This window comes from Arthrobacter sp. Br18, from assembly GCF_000520555.1.
Taxonomy (GTDB): Bacteria; Actinomycetota; Actinomycetes; order Actinomycetales; family Micrococcaceae; genus Arthrobacter_D.
Window position 1 is genome coordinate 787 of sequence record NZ_KI914846.1, and the last position, 13381, is coordinate 14167.

Sequence of the window (13381 nt, forward strand, 5' to 3'; positions counted from 1 at the left end):
CACGAGCACGTGGCCTTCGCCGACGACGACGGCCGCGCCCGCCTGCGTGAAGACCACGTGCGCCCGATCCTCGGGGTCGTCCGCGTCCACCGGCACATAGGCCGCTCCCGCCGCAAGGATTCCGAGGACCGCGATGTAGAGCCCGTTCGTGCCCGACGCGATGCGCACCCCCACGGTGTCACCGGTTCCCAGTCCCGCCGCCGCCAGTACCCCGGCGAAGCGGTGGACCTCGGCGAGCAGCTCCGTGTAGCTCAGCGCGGCCGAGCCGTCGTCAAGCGCCGAGGCGTCGGGGTGGTCCCGGGCCGTCGCGTCGAGGATGTCGAGAAGGGTCCGCGGGGACGGGGCACGCCCCGAGGCCGCGAACCGGGCGCTCACGGACGACGGAGGACGCGGCGGGGACGGTGGACTGCCGGCCGCCGGTGCAGCGGCGCCGTCGTCGTGCTGGGGTGTCGTCACGGGGCGATTCTTCCGAAGCGAAATGAACGGCAGGTGGCCTGGTACTTCGCCGTCCCGCCTGCCCAGCTGCGGCGCACCCAAGTTTAGCGGGCGACCCGCGGTTCCACGGCGCAATAGACTGGCGGGGTGAGCATTCCCATCCCCACCCCCTACGAAGACCTCCTGCGCGACGTGATGGCGAACGGGGTGGCGAAGAGCGACCGCACGGGAACCGGGACGAGGAGCGTCTTCGGCCGCCAACTGCGTTTCGATCTCAGCGAGTCCTTCCCCCTCATCACCACCAAGCGGGTGCATTTCAAGTCGGTGGCCCTCGAACTGCTCTGGTTCCTGCGCGGCGAATCGAATGTGGCGTGGCTCCAGGACCAGGGCGTCTCCATCTGGAACGAGTGGGCGGACGACGCCGGCGAGCTCGGTCCGGTCTACGGCGTCCAGTGGCGGTCCTGGCCGACGCCGGACGGCGGGCACATCGACCAGATCGCCCAGGTCATCGAGGGTCTGAAGACTAACCCGGATTCCCGGCGCCACCTGGTTTCGGCGTGGAACGTGTCCGAACTCTCCAACATGGCGCTGCCCCCGTGCCATGCGTTCTTCCAGTTCTATGTCTCCCCCGGCCGGGACGGCGGCCCGGGCAGGCTTTCCTGCCAGCTGTACCAGCGCTCGGCCGACACCTTCCTCGGCGTCCCCTTCAACATCGCGTCCTACGCCCTGCTGACCCTCCTCGTGGCCCAGCAGACCGGGCTGGAGCCCGGCGAGTTCATCTGGACCGGAGGGGATGTCCACATCTACGACAACCATGTGGACCAGGTGAACGAGCAGCTGTCGCGGCAGCCCTACGCCTACCCGCGCCTGCACCTCAGCACAAAGCCGGACAGCATCTTCGACTACTCTCTGGAGGATTTCCACGTGATCGACTACCAGCACCACCCCACGATCAAGGCGCCGATCGCCGTATGAGCGGGCAGCTGAACGCGCGCGACGTCGTGGGCGCAGGTCCGGTGATCGGCATGATCTGGGCGCAGACCGAGGGCGGCGTGATCGGCCGGGACGGCGGAATCCCCTGGCACGTCCCGGAGGATCTGGCCCACTTCAAAAGCACGACGTCGGGCCACCCCGTGGTGATGGGACGGCGGACCTGGGAGTCGTTCCCCGATCGATTCCGGCCCCTGCCTGGCCGCACCAACATCGTGGTGACGAGCTCGGACGCGATCGAGGGAGCTGTCGTCGTGGATTCTGTCGATGCCGGAATCGATGCCGCGCTGGCGAGCACCGGGGGCGAGGAAGTGTGGATCATCGGCGGCAGCATGGTGTACCACGCGGCGCTGACCCGGGCCAATGCGGCTTTCGTGACCGTGATCGAGGACGAGGTGGAGGGTGACACCTTCGCTCCATTGCTCGACGCCGACTGGAATCTCAGCGCCCTGACGCCCGAGACCGGGTGGCTGACCGCGGAGAACGGGAAACGGTACCGGATCAGCCTCTGGACGCGCGCTTCCTAGAGAACTGTCAATCCATCCGGGTTGGTGTTCCCAGATGCAGGATCGGCAGGTCGCCGTCCGTCTCGATAGCGTCTCCGCCGCCGTTGCGGCTGTGGTATCCGGTGGAGAAGTGGCGGACATGGTGAGCGGTGGCACCTGCCCCCTGGAGCGAGGCCACCACCCAGTCCCGCTCGGTATCCGTGTCTGCAGCAATCCTGTGGGTGATCTGGAAGGTGAACCGCGATACCCCCACACTCCGGTCGAACGTCGCGGCCCCGACGAGGTCGACGTCGAAACCTCCCGGCAGCTTCCACCCCGGCGGACAGGACCAGAACCGCACATGGTGGCGCTGCCGGGGGTTGCCGGCCACCTCCTGTTCGAACGCAAGCGTCTGCTTTTCCCCGAAGACGAAGAGTGCGCTGACCGGCGCTGAAGGGTAGCTGCGGCGCAGCACCGACGCTGTGATGATCCGCCAACTGCTGCGGAGCCCGAGTGCATCGGCTTCGATCCAGCCGACGGACAGCATGGCGGACCGAAGATCCTCGACGCCGCCCAGGACGGCCAGGTTGACCGGATCACCAAGAAGCCCGTCGGCGGTGCGGGTTCGCCCGATGAAGTAGTCCGGTACATAGATGTGCGTGAGGAGCCTGTTGATCCGCGGCAGCAGCACGTAAGCGGTCAAGACCCAGATGATCACGAATACCCAGGGCTGGCGGTCGCCGTCGTCGATCTCCTCGAGGAAAAGCTCGTAGATGGCCCACCCGGAGAGGACCGTCACCACGAGAAAGAACACTCGCTGGCCCCAGAGCACTGCGGTGCCGGTGAATCTTCCGGACCAGCGCGTGGGGCCGGCTTCGGGGATGCGCGGCGGTCCATTCATTCACCCAGTATGGGTGCCGCCCTTCGGTGCGCTCTCGTTGAACCAGCATCGTGATCACCGGGAACATACGCTTTCCGGGCAGTTCTTCCCGCACCACTGCTGTGTGCCCTGGGCATCAGCGCGGTGCGATCACCGGGGCAGCGGACCATGCCCGGTAAACTGGTTCCATGACTTCAGCTGCAGCAGATTCCGTCCCCCTGCCCTCGGTGGGGTTCGTCGGCTGGCGAGGCATGGTGGGCTCCGTCCTCATGCAGCGACTCCAGGACGAGGGGAACTTCGACCTCGTCAACCCCGTCTTCTTCTCGACGTCCAACGCGGGGGGCCGGGCACCGTCATTCGCCGCCGGCGCCGGGCCGCTGGAGGATGCGTACGACGTCGAAACGCTCGCCAAACTGAACATCATCGTCACCGCGCAGGGCGGCGACTACACGGCTGAGGTGTATCCGAAGCTTCGCGACGCCGGCTGGGACGGCCTGTGGCTCGATGCGGCATCCACGCTGCGGATGGAGCCGAGCTCCATCATCGTGCTCGATCCTGTCAACCGGCAGGCGATCGACGCCGGCCTCGCCCGCGGGGTGAAGGACTTCATCGGCGGCAACTGCACCGTTTCCTGCATGCTCATGGGCCTCGGCGGACTGTTCCGCAACGGGCTCGTCGAGTGGGGCACGTCGATGACCTACCAGGCCGCCTCCGGCGGGGGCGCACGCCATATGAGGGAACTGCTGACGCAGTTCGGGGCTCTCCACGGGAGCGTCGCCCTGAACCTCGACGATCCGGCGTCGGCCATCCTCGACATCGACCGCGCGGTACTCACGCAGCAGCGGCATCCCGAACTGGACGCCAGCCAGTTCGGGGTTCCGCTGGCAGGGTCGGTGATTCCGTGGATCGACGGGGACCTCGGAAACGGGCAGTCCAGGGAGGAGTGGAAAGCGGGAGCCGAGACGAACAAGATCCTCGGCACCGACCTCACCGGTGGGCGGATTCCGTTCGACGGCCTGTGCGTGCGGGTGGGCGCCATGCGTTCGCACTCGCAGGCGCTCACCCTCAAACTGACGCAGGACGTCCCGGTGAGCGAGATCGAGCAGCTTCTTGCAGCGGACAACGACTGGGTCCGCGTCATCGAGAACACCCGGGAAGCCACCGTGGCAGGACTGACGCCGATCGCTGCCACGGGAACGCTGGACATCCCGGTGGGCCGGATCCGCAAGCTCGAGATGGGACCGGAGTACATCAGCGCCTTCACCGTGGGGGATCAGCTCCTCTGGGGTGCAGCGGAGCCGCTGCGCCGGATGCTGCTGATTGCAACCGGCAACCTCTGACAGGCTCTCAAATCCTGTCCGGACGTCACTCCGGCGTCCGGCCTCGACGCCGGTACCGCCCACCTGGGCGCTGACCGGAAATGTCAGAGGGCGTAGGGATGATATGCGCATGGACGACGCCAACGTAGATACCATCCTGAAGCGCTTCTTCGCCGCGAGCGGCCATGGAAGGCATCCAGAGACTCAGCTTCGCTACGCGCGGGTTCAACGGCAGCTGCGGTTGTTCCTGGAGAAGGACGGCATTTCCCTGCTCAGTGCACCGAGTGCCCAGCTTCTCGGGCTCGAGGCCCAGTTCCAGCCCGATTCCGCCTATGCGCGCGTCCTGGGCGCAGAGGAACTCCTGCACGCCCTCCCCACATTCCTCACCGGCCCGCATCTGCTGCCCGACTTCCATGACCGGCTTGCGCAGATCAGTTTGGCGTCCCGGCTCGCCCAGTGGCTCTGCTCGCGGCAGCTGGTCGAGCGCACATCGTCCTGGGAGGACGTGGTCCTGACCCGCGCAGCAGCGGAGCGCGCCCGACGGTCGGCGGTCACGTGACGTATTGCAGCCCGTTGCCAGGATCTTCGAACCACCCCAGCCTGCTCGATGAAGGAATGTCCGTGCCGAAGGAAGCCCCGCCGTTCAGCGTTCAGCTCGACGAGGGTTTCCTTCGGCTCCGGTGGACGCCGGGGACAGCAATCACCCACGCGGTCGGTGTCGCCGCCGCTTCAGCGCTCGCTGACCTGCACGGCCCTTCCGCGCTGCCCCTGCTGGTCACCATGAGCGGAATACGCATGGTCACACCCGAGGCACGCGAGGGAATGGTGAACTACAGGAAATTTCCGCGGGTGGCCCTGATCGGCGGCGACCCGGTCGATGAGGTCATGGCCGCGTTCTCGCACCGGTCCCCGATGGCGATCCGCTACTTCACCTCTGAGCCGGACGGGCTGCATTGGCTTCTGAGCTAGCTCCGCGCCGTCGCGGCGGCCAGCCTCAGGTGTGCTCGGGCCTTCCGCCTGCGACGGCGCCTGCTAGTGAGGCCAGACCCCGCTCGAAGTCGGAGCCGATCATTCTGTCCATGTTCATGAACACGCCGAAGATCCTCGCGATTCCTTTATTCTCGCCTGTCATCGTCCAGGTCACCCGCGTCGTACTTCCCACCGGTGTGAACGTGAAGGACGTCGGGTTCCGCGCCTTGAAGGGTTTCGTGAACGTGATGAGGATCCTGATGCCGCTCGGTTCAGTGGACTCGACAATCTCCATGGATCCCGCCCCGGCTTTCCGGTTGCCGTTCCAGGCATACTTCGCGCCCACACCGGCATCGCTGCCGGAGTAGCTCCGTTCCATCGTCGGGTCGACCGATTCCCAGGGCGACCACCTGGTCCATTCATGGAAGCTGTTGACCAGGGGGAAAACGTCCTCGGCGGGAGCGGGGAGGACGGCGCTGCGCGTCACTTCATAGGGAGACATGGCGCAATCCTATTCCTGCGGCGACGCAACCCCACCACCTCACGGAACGGTATTTCTTTTCCCGCAGGCAGGGAGAATCCGTAACAAAAACTGGTGGTGCCGGGACGGTGATAGGAATGGAAAGAGCCGTATCAGCTGCCTCAGTTGCCATTGGAGACCCATGACCGGAACAGCCGCCAAGTCCATCACCCTTCGTTTCCTCGCTGCGCCGACGGACCTCGGCCACAGCGGATCGGTCGATGCCGGCACGGTGCTGGAGTGGGTGGACAAGGCCGCTTATGCCGCAGCCGTCGGGTGGTCGAAGTCCTACTGCGTGACCGCCTACGTCGGCAACATCCACTTCGCCGACCCCGTCAGGGTGGGGGACATGGTGGAGGTTCAGGCCACCATCGTCCATACCGGGCGGTCCTCCATCCACATCCAGACGGTGGTCTCCTCGGGTGATGTCAAAGGCGGCGACGCCACGATGCGCTCGCAGTGCCTGGTGATCTTCGTGGCAGTGGGTCCGAACGGAAAACCGGTTCCGGTTCTGCCCTTCGAACCCTCCACCAAGGAGGAGATCCACAGCAGGGACAATGCAGTCGCCAGGATCGCGGTCCGTGAGGAGATCGTGGCGGCGATGAACAAGCAGGAGTACACCGAGGAAGGAACCGCCGAACGCGTTACCCTGCGCTTTCTCGCCGCCCCCACGGATGTCAACTGGGGAGGCAAAGTTCACGGCGGCACGGTGATGGCCTGGATCGACGAGGCAGCCTATGTGTGCGCTTCGAGATACGCCGGCCGCCACACCGTGGCGGTGTTCTCCGGCGGCGTGAGGTTCTATCGTCCATTGCTCATCGGTGACGTCGTGGAAGTCGAGGCACGCCTCGTCTACACGGGAAAGAAGGGGATGCATATCGCCGTGCACGTCCGGTCAGGCGAGGCAACCGGGACCGAGATGCGGCTGACCACCTACTGCCTCACGGTCATGGTTGCCCGGGACGACAGCGGCACGTCGGTTCCCATACCCGCGTGGCGGCCCCGCTCCGAGGAGGATGAACGGCTGGCTGCACATGCGCGGGAACTCCTTGAGATTCGCGGACACGCGCCGGGGAACCGGCTGCCCAATCATCTGCTCAGCTGATGGCAGCTACGAGCGTCTGGGGGCGCACCAGCGATCCCGGCCGGCCCCGACAGAATTCACCGCGTGCCGCGAGACTCCCAGCACCGGTGCGAACCCGACCTGGGCAGTTACCGGCACCCCCATCGGGCGCACAGCAGCTACCGGCGGCCCCATCGGGTGCACAGCAGTTACCAGCCACCCCCATCGGGTGCGCAGCAGTTACCAGCCACCCCCATCGGGTGCGCAGCAGTTACCGGTTTCGGCTGAGATAGGCGTCATTACTGTGCACTCGACAGGGCATGTAATGCCTGACGACGAGGACGGCCGTTCGTACCGCACCTGACAAGCGGTACTACCTTCTTCAGGAATGTGGTGCGCTCACCATCCGGAGCTGGATGCACCACTTTCGTGGGGGAAACCCCCATCGAGTGCACAGGAGTTACCGATGGCCCCATCGGGTGCACAGGAGTTACCGATGGCCCCATCCGGTGCGCAGCACTTACCGGTTTCGACTGAGATAGGCGTTATTGGTGCGCACTCGACCGGGTACGGGGTGGCCTGACCACGACGGCCAGGGTTCGGCCGGCCGTCGACCACCGAGGATCGTGCCGCCGAAGGGTCGTGCCGCCGAGGGGTCGTGCCACGAGGCTTCATCGGGGGCGGGAATTGCTCACAAGGAGCAGTTGATGAGCAGCGGCTCCGGGTGCAGGCGTATCCCGAACGTCCGCTCCACCCCGTCGGCGACGAGCCGTGCGATGCCCAGCAGGTCCTCGGCACTCGCTCCCCCACGGTTCGTCACGGCAAGGGTGTGTTTCGTGGACAGGGACGCCCTTCCACCGGCCGTCGGCATGTCGGCGCCGCGGCTCGACTGGTCGGGCCGGCCGTTCTCCGAAGACGTTTGAAGACCGAAGCCCTTCGCGAACCCGGCATTCTCGATCAGCCAGGCAGCACTGAGCTTCACTTTGCCCTCCTCCCCGGCGGGGAACCGAGGCGCATCCACCGGCAGGCCCGACGCTTCCGACTCCGGCACGATGGGGTTGGTGAAGAACGAACCGGTGCTCCAGGTGTCACGGTCCGGCGGGTCGAGCACCATGCCCTTCGCTGACCGAAGCCTCAGCACCTCGCGCCGCACATCGTTGGCATAGGCACGGCTTCCGACAGGCACATCGAGTGCGCGGGCAAGCTCGGCGTACCTGATGGGCGTACCCATCCGTCCGAGTCCGAGCTGGAACTCGACGCTCAGCACCACGTAGCGGGGCGACCCGTTCACTGTGGTGCGCTTCAGCAGCGAGGTCCGGTAGCCGAACTTCAACTCGAAGTTCGTGAAGCTCTTGATGGCGCGGGTTTCGCGGTCCCAGGTTCGCACGGTGGCAATGGTCTGCGAGACATCGGAGCCGTACGCGCCCACGTTCTGCACCGGAGTCGCGCCGGTGGACCCGGGGATGCCGGAGAGGGTTTCAAGGCCGGAGAAAGCGTGGAGCACGGTGTATTCCACCAGTTCGTCCCAGTCCTGGCCGGCCTGCACGTTGACCATCACACCCCCGCACGAGGCGTCGTCGTCGTTCACCGTGAAGCCCGACGAGGTGATGCGGACCACCGTCCCCCCGAAGCCTGCATCGGAGATGATCAGGTTCGACCCGCCCGCGAGAATGAGCAGCGGCTCGCCGGCATCATCGGCGGCGCTGACGGCGTCGATGATCTCCTGCTCTGTGCCGGCTTCGACCAGTTTGCCTGCGGGTCCGCCCACGCCCGCGGTGGTGAGGGACGCCAGCATCGATCCAGCAATCTGCTCCGTCACAGCTTCACGACCGCCTGCGCCTTGACCAGGACTTTCTGGCCCCCGTACATCACCGTGAGGTCCACCCGCGCGGTTTTCTCCGCATCGTCGAGGGCTCCGATCACCCCACGAACCTCGACGACGGCACCCGCGGCACCCGGCTCGGCGGTCGTATCCTCCACGACCACCGGCTTGGTGAAACGCGTCTGGAAGTCGACGACGGCGCCCGGGTCCCCCACCCAGTCGCTGACCAGCTGCACGGCGGCCCCCATGGTGAACATGCCGTGCGCAATGACGCCGGGCAGACCCACGCCCACCGCGAAGGACTCGTTCCAGTGGATGGGGTTGAAGTCGCCCGACGCCCCGGCATACTTCACGAGGTCCTGCCGGGTGATCTCAATGGTGGCCGACCCGATCTCCTGGCCCACTTCTAGGGTCCCGAATTCAACAGTCACGGCTACTGCTCCTCTCCGCGTACCAGGAGGGACGACATCGTGGTGGCTGTTCGTTCGCCGTCCACCGTGGATATCTCGGCGCGTGTGGTGATCATCGCGCCGCCCCCCATCGCGCGGACCTGGTCCACATGGAGTTCGGCGACGAGCTCGTCGCCGGCGACGATGGGGCGGTGATGGACGAAGCGCTGGTCAGCGTGCACCACGCGCGTGAAATCGATGCCGGCGGACGGATCGGCGATGAGCTGGGCGTCCGCCCGCTGCGCGACGATGATGGCGAAGGTCGGGGGTGCCACCAGATCACGGTGACCGAGCGCCTGGGCGGCGTCGACGTCGTAGTGTGCGCGGTTGGCCGCCTTCACCGCCCTGGCGAAGTCCCGGATGGCTTCGCGGCCAACCGTGAAGCTGTCCCCGGCGGGGTAGCTTCGCCCCTGCAGGTCTGGATCGATGGTCATGGGTGTCCTCCAAAGGGGGCGTGACGAAGCGTCAAGGGCAGGTGGGTGGAAGGACGCTCAGCGGCGCGCGGTCGAGCGCCGTCGTACGTCCCTTGCGCGCACCACCATACCGGCGATATGGCAGGCAAGGCCCGCGACGATAACGGGCATCGCGCCGAAGACCAGGGCGTTCCACTCCGAGATCGCGCCGGACACGGCGAGAAGGATGCCGACACCGGTGATCACCAGAGCGGAAACCAGGAGCCTCCGGTACAGGGCCGAGCCGGTTTCCCACGGGGTATTGAGCATGGTGCAAGTTTACTGGTTCACCTCAGAACAGGGACTCCTGCACGGCGGGTATGGCGGTGGCGTAGTTCCCGGGCTCGATCCGCCGGCCCTTGAGGTGGGACAGGTCCGCGAGGAACGGGACAGTTGACCCGTCGATCAAGACGAGCGCGCAGGAACCGATCATCGGGCCCAGGGTGAACCCGTGCTCCCCGGTATCCAACGGCTCGGGATAGGGCTGTAACTGCTGCGCAGCGAGCACCGCACTCCACGACGCCGGTGGTAGAAACGGTTCCTGCACCACGGTGAAGCCTCCGATGCCCACATCGTTCGCCAGCAGGTCGCGGGCCGCGGCCGCATGCTCCCCGTTGATACGGTCGAGCCGCTTCGCGGTGAGCGGCGCGAGCAGGGCGGCCGCTTTCGCTGAGGACCGCACGGCCTGGGTCAGCCCGAGGACATGCGTCACCTCGTCCTCGAGGATGCGCACGACACGACCGTTGTCCGCCGACGCGACATATTGGGCGCTCAGCGCGCCCTGCTCAACGAGGCGGGGGCGCTTCCGCAGGTCCGACGCCGTCCCCACCTTGGTGGCGCCGCCGGCGAACGTGGCGACGTAGAGCCAGTGCGGCTGGTCCAGATAGAGCTTGAGCCCCTCGGGTGCTATCCCGGAGCGATGGATGTCGTGCATGAACCGAAGGTCGTCCCGGGCGATACATCTCCCGCACTGGTACCCGCGGTCCGCCGCCGCCTGCGCGGGGCAGCGGACGTGGGTGCGTGCTTCGGCGTCGTGCACCCTGTGGTGACCGAGGCAGAACTTCGCTGCCGGGGACTCCCCGATCCTGTAGGCAAGACGTGCTCCGGGCAGTAACGGCAGGTTCCCCGATTCGCCGTCGGGGGATTCGAGGGCCAGGGCCGGGGAGGAGCCGTGCCAGGTCACGCCACTGCACAGGTACTGCGGGGAAGGGACCATCCAACCACCCTAGATGCAGCAATTGATGAGGGCAGGCCCATTGCGATGACGGCGAAGATGATGTGCGGCCTGAATCCTCCTTCGCCTGCCCCGTTACCTGGCGTAGAGCTGTTGTCGTGCGGCGTTGCGGATGGACGCGGTGGCGCGGTTGAGCCGTGATGAGTCCAGTGTCCAGACCTGCCAATGGAGGGCGACGTCGTGGTGCGAGTGATCCTCGAGCAGCACCAGTGATCCGTCGGCAAGTCCTGTTCCGAGCTGGAGCTCGGGGATCATACCCCATCCCAGGCCGGCCCGGAGGGCAGCGAGGAATCCCTCGGAGGACGGCACGGTGTGCGCGGGCGGGGGCTGTTCGACACCGCGGAGACGAAGGACCAGGTTCTGCAGGTCGTCCTTGGTGTTGAACCGGAGCACGGGCATGCCCGCCCAGTCAAGGGCGGCATCATGGGTGAACCGGGTCCGTAACCCGGGTGTGGCCACAGGAACGTAGCGCATCACGCCCAACTGCTCGACCCGGCATCCGTTGCCGGGAAGCGGGTCGGCAGTCACAGCTCCGACAACGTCTCCCCGACGAAGGAGGCGGCTGCTGTGGTCCTGGTCCTCCACGTGCAGGTCCAGTGTGGTGTCCGACCAGCCGGCAGCGTCGGCCAGGACCGGGATGAACCACGTGGCGAGGGAGTCGGCGTTGACGGCCACCGGCATCACCATCCGGGACGAGGTTCCCTGTCCCAGTGCCTGCCGGGTGTCCGCCTCGATGACCTGCACCTGCCGAGCCATGCGCAACAGCACCGAGCCGGCCTCAGTGGGCGTGCAGGGCATGCCGCGGCGCACCACGACCTGCCCTACAGAGGCCTCCAGGGCTTTCACGCGCTGGCTGACCGCCGAGGGGCTGATCCTCAGGGCATCCGCGGCGGCTTCGAACGTACCTTCGTCGATGATCGCGGCCAAAGCGCGCAGGTGCTCGAGGTTCATGAAGCAAAGCTAATGCATCCGTCAGATCATTCGTTTGTCTGAATCATTCGGCCTTCGTACAGTCGAGCCATGTGCAGTATCGGAGGTACCGGACTGATGACCGGACTGGCATTGATCATCGCGATCGGCGCCCAGAACGCGTTCGTGCTGCGCCAGGGCATCCGCCGGGAGCACGTGGGGGTGGTCGTGGCCCTCTGCATGGTCAGTGACGCGGTACTGATCCTGGTCGGCACCGTCGGGATCGGAGCCCTGGTCTCCCGTTTTCCAGAGGCTTTGGACATGCTGCGGTGGGGTGGGGCCGCGTACCTGGCGTGGTGGGCGGTGCGGTCGTTCAATTCTGCGCTGAGGCCGTCATCCCCGACCGCCGGGACCCCGCGATCGCGGGGGTCAGTGATCACCACCACTCTGGCACTGACCTTCCTGAACCCCCACGTCTACCTCGACACGGTGATGCTGCTGGGCAGCCTCGCCAACCAGCACGGCCCTGATGCCCGGTGGGTCTTTGCCGCCGGGGCGATCGTCGGCAGCGTCCTGTGGTTCTCCGCCCTGGGTTATGGAGCGCGAGCCCTGTCCGGGGTGCTCAACAGCCCGCGGACGTGGCGGGTGGTCGACCTGGTGATCGGTGTGGTGATGCTGGCTCTGGCCGTCAGACTGATCCGGGGCTGAACCCGCAGCCGGCGCCCTGCGCAGGCGTGGCTTCCTGCGCCGCCCCGCTTCCTCCACCATCCCTAGGCCGTCTGGCCCTCGTGCTCGCCCTCGGCGATCTCCTCGAGGAGCTTGTCGTTGAAGGCGTCGAGGTCACCGGGATTGCGGCTGGTGACCAGGCCCTGGTCGACGACGACCTCCTCGTCGCTCCAGTTCGCGCCCGCATTGCGCAGGTCGGTCGCGAGGGTCGGGTAGGAAGTGACGTCACGGCCGCTGACCACCCCCGCCTCGATCAGCAGCCACGGGCCGTGGCAGATCGACGCGACGGGCTTGTGCTGCTCGAAGAACGCCCGGGTGAACTGCTGCGCATCCTTGTCCACCCGCAGGAAGTCTGCGTTCACCACACCCCCGGGCAGGACGAGTGCATCGAAATCCTCGGCCCTGGCATCGGCGACTGCCAGGTCCACGGTGAACGTCTCCCCCTTGTCCAGGCCGTCGAACCCCTGCAGGGTGCCGGCCTTGGGGGATACGAGCGTCGGCACTCCCCCGGCCTCCTCAACGGCGTTCCAGGGGCTCGTCAGTTCAATCTGCTCGACGCCGTCGGTGAGGAGGAAGGCTACCTTCTTGCCTGAGATATCGTGCACTGACATGTTTTCTCCCAAGAGTAGAGTCGCGATGCCTTACCTTTCCACCCTATGAACCGTGCCTTCCCCAAGCAAGCTGCTCAGATGATTTACGGAACCCCCTATGGCTTCGCCCGGACGTGCATGCGCTCGCCCTGGTGTCCGAACAGGCTGAGGAACTCCACGGGATTCTCATCGGCGCTCGCGAACCAGTGGGGGGTGTGGGTGTCGAATTCCGCCGCCTCCCCCGGCACCAGCACGAAGTCCTCGTTCCCCAGGACCAGCCGCAGGCGCCCATTGAGGATGTACACCCAGTCATATCCCTCATGAACCCGTAGATCCGGCTCCTTGTCCCGCGCGCTGCCGGGGAGGACCATCTTGAAGGCCTGCACCCCGCCCGGTCTGCGCGTCAGCGGGATGACCGTGGTTCCCTTCCGGTTGACGGGACGGAGATGGATGCGCGGATCACCCGTCGACGGAGCGCCGATCAGCTCCTCCAGCGGAGTCCGGAAAAGCTGTGCCAGCGGCAGGAGGAGCTCGAGAT

At 66.3% G+C, this 13381-nt stretch carries 18 protein-coding genes; 7 read left to right on the forward strand and 11 right to left on the reverse strand.

What is annotated here, in order from left to right; all coding sequences use genetic code 11:
• On the reverse strand, positions 1-375 hold a 375-nt coding region (locus Y704_RS25100; RefSeq protein ID WP_253904218.1), incomplete at its 3' end, for an AMP-binding protein.
• A 213-nt stretch (positions 376-588) separates the two neighbouring features.
• Here Y704_RS25100 and Y704_RS0102650 point away from each other — a divergent pair.
• Entirely contained in the window at positions 589-1410 is an 822-nt protein-coding gene (locus Y704_RS0102650) for a thymidylate synthase (RefSeq protein ID WP_026548953.1), read from the forward strand.
• On the forward strand, positions 1407-1952 hold the full coding sequence (locus Y704_RS0102655) for a dihydrofolate reductase (protein WP_026548954.1): 546 nt from the start codon (positions 1407-1409) through the stop codon (positions 1950-1952). The genes Y704_RS0102650 and Y704_RS0102655 overlap by 4 nt, the downstream gene beginning before the upstream one ends.
• A 7-nt stretch (positions 1953-1959) precedes the next feature.
• On the opposite strand, the gene Y704_RS18550 is transcribed toward Y704_RS0102655, so the two are convergent.
• Entirely contained in the window at positions 1960-2811 is an 852-nt protein-coding gene (locus Y704_RS18550) for an LssY C-terminal domain-containing protein (protein ID WP_051476623.1), read from the reverse strand.
• A gap of 167 nt (positions 2812-2978) precedes the next feature.
• Here Y704_RS18550 and asd point away from each other — a divergent pair, with 167 nt between their 5' ends.
• From asd to Y704_RS18555, 3 genes are all read left to right on the forward strand, one after another.
• Positions 2979-4130, forward strand: coding sequence for an aspartate-semialdehyde dehydrogenase (gene asd / locus Y704_RS0102665; protein ID WP_026548955.1), 1152 nt, complete (start codon positions 2979-2981; stop codon positions 4128-4130).
• A 109-nt stretch (positions 4131-4239) separates the two neighbouring features.
• Entirely contained in the window at positions 4240-4668 is a 429-nt protein-coding gene (locus tag Y704_RS0102670) for a hypothetical protein (protein ID WP_155850185.1), read from the forward strand.
• Positions 4669-4730: 62 nt separating this feature from the next.
• The gene (locus tag Y704_RS18555; protein WP_155850186.1) at positions 4731-5078 is read left to right on the forward strand and encodes a DUF7793 family protein; all 348 of its coding nucleotides are present in this window, start codon (positions 4731-4733) and stop codon (positions 5076-5078) included.
• Between the two features lie 25 nt (positions 5079-5103).
• Here Y704_RS18555 and Y704_RS0102680 read toward each other — a convergent pair whose 3' ends face one another.
• Positions 5104-5580, reverse strand: coding sequence for an SRPBCC family protein (locus Y704_RS0102680; protein WP_026548957.1), 477 nt, complete (start codon positions 5578-5580; stop codon positions 5104-5106).
• A gap of 160 nt (positions 5581-5740) precedes the next feature.
• Here Y704_RS0102680 and Y704_RS0102685 point away from each other — a divergent pair, with 160 nt between their 5' ends.
• On the forward strand, positions 5741-6703 hold the full coding sequence (locus tag Y704_RS0102685) for an acyl-CoA thioesterase (RefSeq protein ID WP_026548958.1): 963 nt from the start codon (positions 5741-5743) through the stop codon (positions 6701-6703).
• A gap of 649 nt (positions 6704-7352) precedes the next feature.
• On the opposite strand, the gene Y704_RS0102690 is transcribed toward Y704_RS0102685, so the two are convergent.
• The 6 genes from Y704_RS0102690 to Y704_RS0102715 all read right to left on the reverse strand — a co-directional run bounded on the left by Y704_RS0102690 (position 7353) and on the right by Y704_RS0102715 (position 11569).
• Entirely contained in the window at positions 7353-8468 is a 1116-nt protein-coding gene (locus Y704_RS0102690) for a UDP-N-acetylmuramate dehydrogenase (protein WP_155850196.1), read from the reverse strand.
• Positions 8469-8476: 8 nt separating this feature from the next.
• Positions 8477-8914 carry a MaoC family dehydratase gene (locus Y704_RS0102695; RefSeq protein WP_026548960.1) on the reverse strand — a complete coding sequence of 146 codons (438 nt, stop codon included), beginning with the start codon at positions 8912-8914 and terminating at the stop codon, positions 8477-8479.
• Between the two features lie 2 nt (positions 8915-8916).
• Positions 8917-9366 carry an FAS1-like dehydratase domain-containing protein gene (locus Y704_RS0102700; RefSeq protein WP_026548961.1) on the reverse strand — a complete coding sequence of 150 codons (450 nt, stop codon included), beginning with the start codon at positions 9364-9366 and terminating at the stop codon, positions 8917-8919.
• A gap of 57 nt (positions 9367-9423) precedes the next feature.
• Positions 9424-9654 (reverse strand): hypothetical protein, encoded by a 231-nt coding sequence (locus Y704_RS0102705; RefSeq protein ID WP_026548962.1) that lies wholly within the window; start codon positions 9652-9654, stop codon positions 9424-9426.
• Between the two features lie 22 nt (positions 9655-9676).
• A complete protein-coding gene (locus tag Y704_RS0102710) occupies positions 9677-10600 on the reverse strand; it encodes a DUF2797 domain-containing protein (protein ID WP_035771395.1) in 924 nt (307 codons plus the stop codon).
• 93 nt (positions 10601-10693) lie between these two features.
• Positions 10694-11569, reverse strand: coding sequence for a LysR family transcriptional regulator ArgP (locus tag Y704_RS0102715; RefSeq protein ID WP_026548964.1), 876 nt, complete (start codon positions 11567-11569; stop codon positions 10694-10696).
• Between the two features lie 69 nt (positions 11570-11638).
• Here Y704_RS0102715 and Y704_RS0102720 point away from each other — a divergent pair, with 69 nt between their 5' ends.
• Positions 11639-12235: a LysE/ArgO family amino acid transporter gene (locus Y704_RS0102720; RefSeq protein WP_026548965.1), complete on the forward strand. Its 597-nt coding sequence runs from the start codon at positions 11639-11641 to the stop codon at positions 12233-12235.
• A gap of 62 nt (positions 12236-12297) precedes the next feature.
• Here the strand turns inward: Y704_RS0102720 and Y704_RS0102725 are convergent, their stop codons facing one another.
• Positions 12298-12864, reverse strand: a complete 567-nt coding sequence (locus Y704_RS0102725; protein ID WP_026548966.1) for a type 1 glutamine amidotransferase domain-containing protein — start codon at positions 12862-12864, stop codon at positions 12298-12300.
• 95 nt (positions 12865-12959) lie between these two features.
• Positions 12960-13381: cupin domain-containing protein (locus tag Y704_RS23165; RefSeq protein ID WP_035771397.1), on the reverse strand; the 422-nt coding region annotated here is incomplete at its 5' end.

Coding starts and splice junctions, on each gene's coding strand:
- Y704_RS0102725 (WP_026548966.1), bottom strand. CDS start 12,864: ATGTCAGTGCACGATATCTCAGGCAAGAAGGTAGCCTTCCTCCTCACC.
- Y704_RS0102670 (WP_155850185.1), top strand. CDS start 4,240: ATGGACGACGCCAACGTAGATACCATCCTGAAGCGCTTCTTCGCCGCG.
- Y704_RS0102685 (WP_026548958.1), top strand. CDS start 5,741: ATGACCGGAACAGCCGCCAAGTCCATCACCCTTCGTTTCCTCGCTGCG.
- asd (WP_026548955.1), top strand. CDS start 2,979: ATGACTTCAGCTGCAGCAGATTCCGTCCCCCTGCCCTCGGTGGGGTTC.
- Y704_RS18550 (WP_051476623.1), bottom strand. CDS start 2,811: ATGAATGGACCGCCGCGCATCCCCGAAGCCGGCCCCACGCGCTGGTCC.
- Y704_RS0102655 (WP_026548954.1), top strand. CDS start 1,407: ATGAGCGGGCAGCTGAACGCGCGCGACGTCGTGGGCGCAGGTCCGGTG.
- Y704_RS0102710 (WP_035771395.1), bottom strand. CDS start 10,600: ATGGTCCCTTCCCCGCAGTACCTGTGCAGTGGCGTGACCTGGCACGGC.
- Y704_RS0102720 (WP_026548965.1), top strand. CDS start 11,639: ATGTGCAGTATCGGAGGTACCGGACTGATGACCGGACTGGCATTGATC.
- Y704_RS0102700 (WP_026548961.1), bottom strand. CDS start 9,366: ATGACCATCGATCCAGACCTGCAGGGGCGAAGCTACCCCGCCGGGGAC.
- Y704_RS0102715 (WP_026548964.1), bottom strand. CDS start 11,569: ATGAACCTCGAGCACCTGCGCGCTTTGGCCGCGATCATCGACGAAGGT.
- Y704_RS0102680 (WP_026548957.1), bottom strand. CDS start 5,580: ATGTCTCCCTATGAAGTGACGCGCAGCGCCGTCCTCCCCGCTCCCGCC.
- Y704_RS0102705 (WP_026548962.1), bottom strand. CDS start 9,654: ATGCTCAATACCCCGTGGGAAACCGGCTCGGCCCTGTACCGGAGGCTC.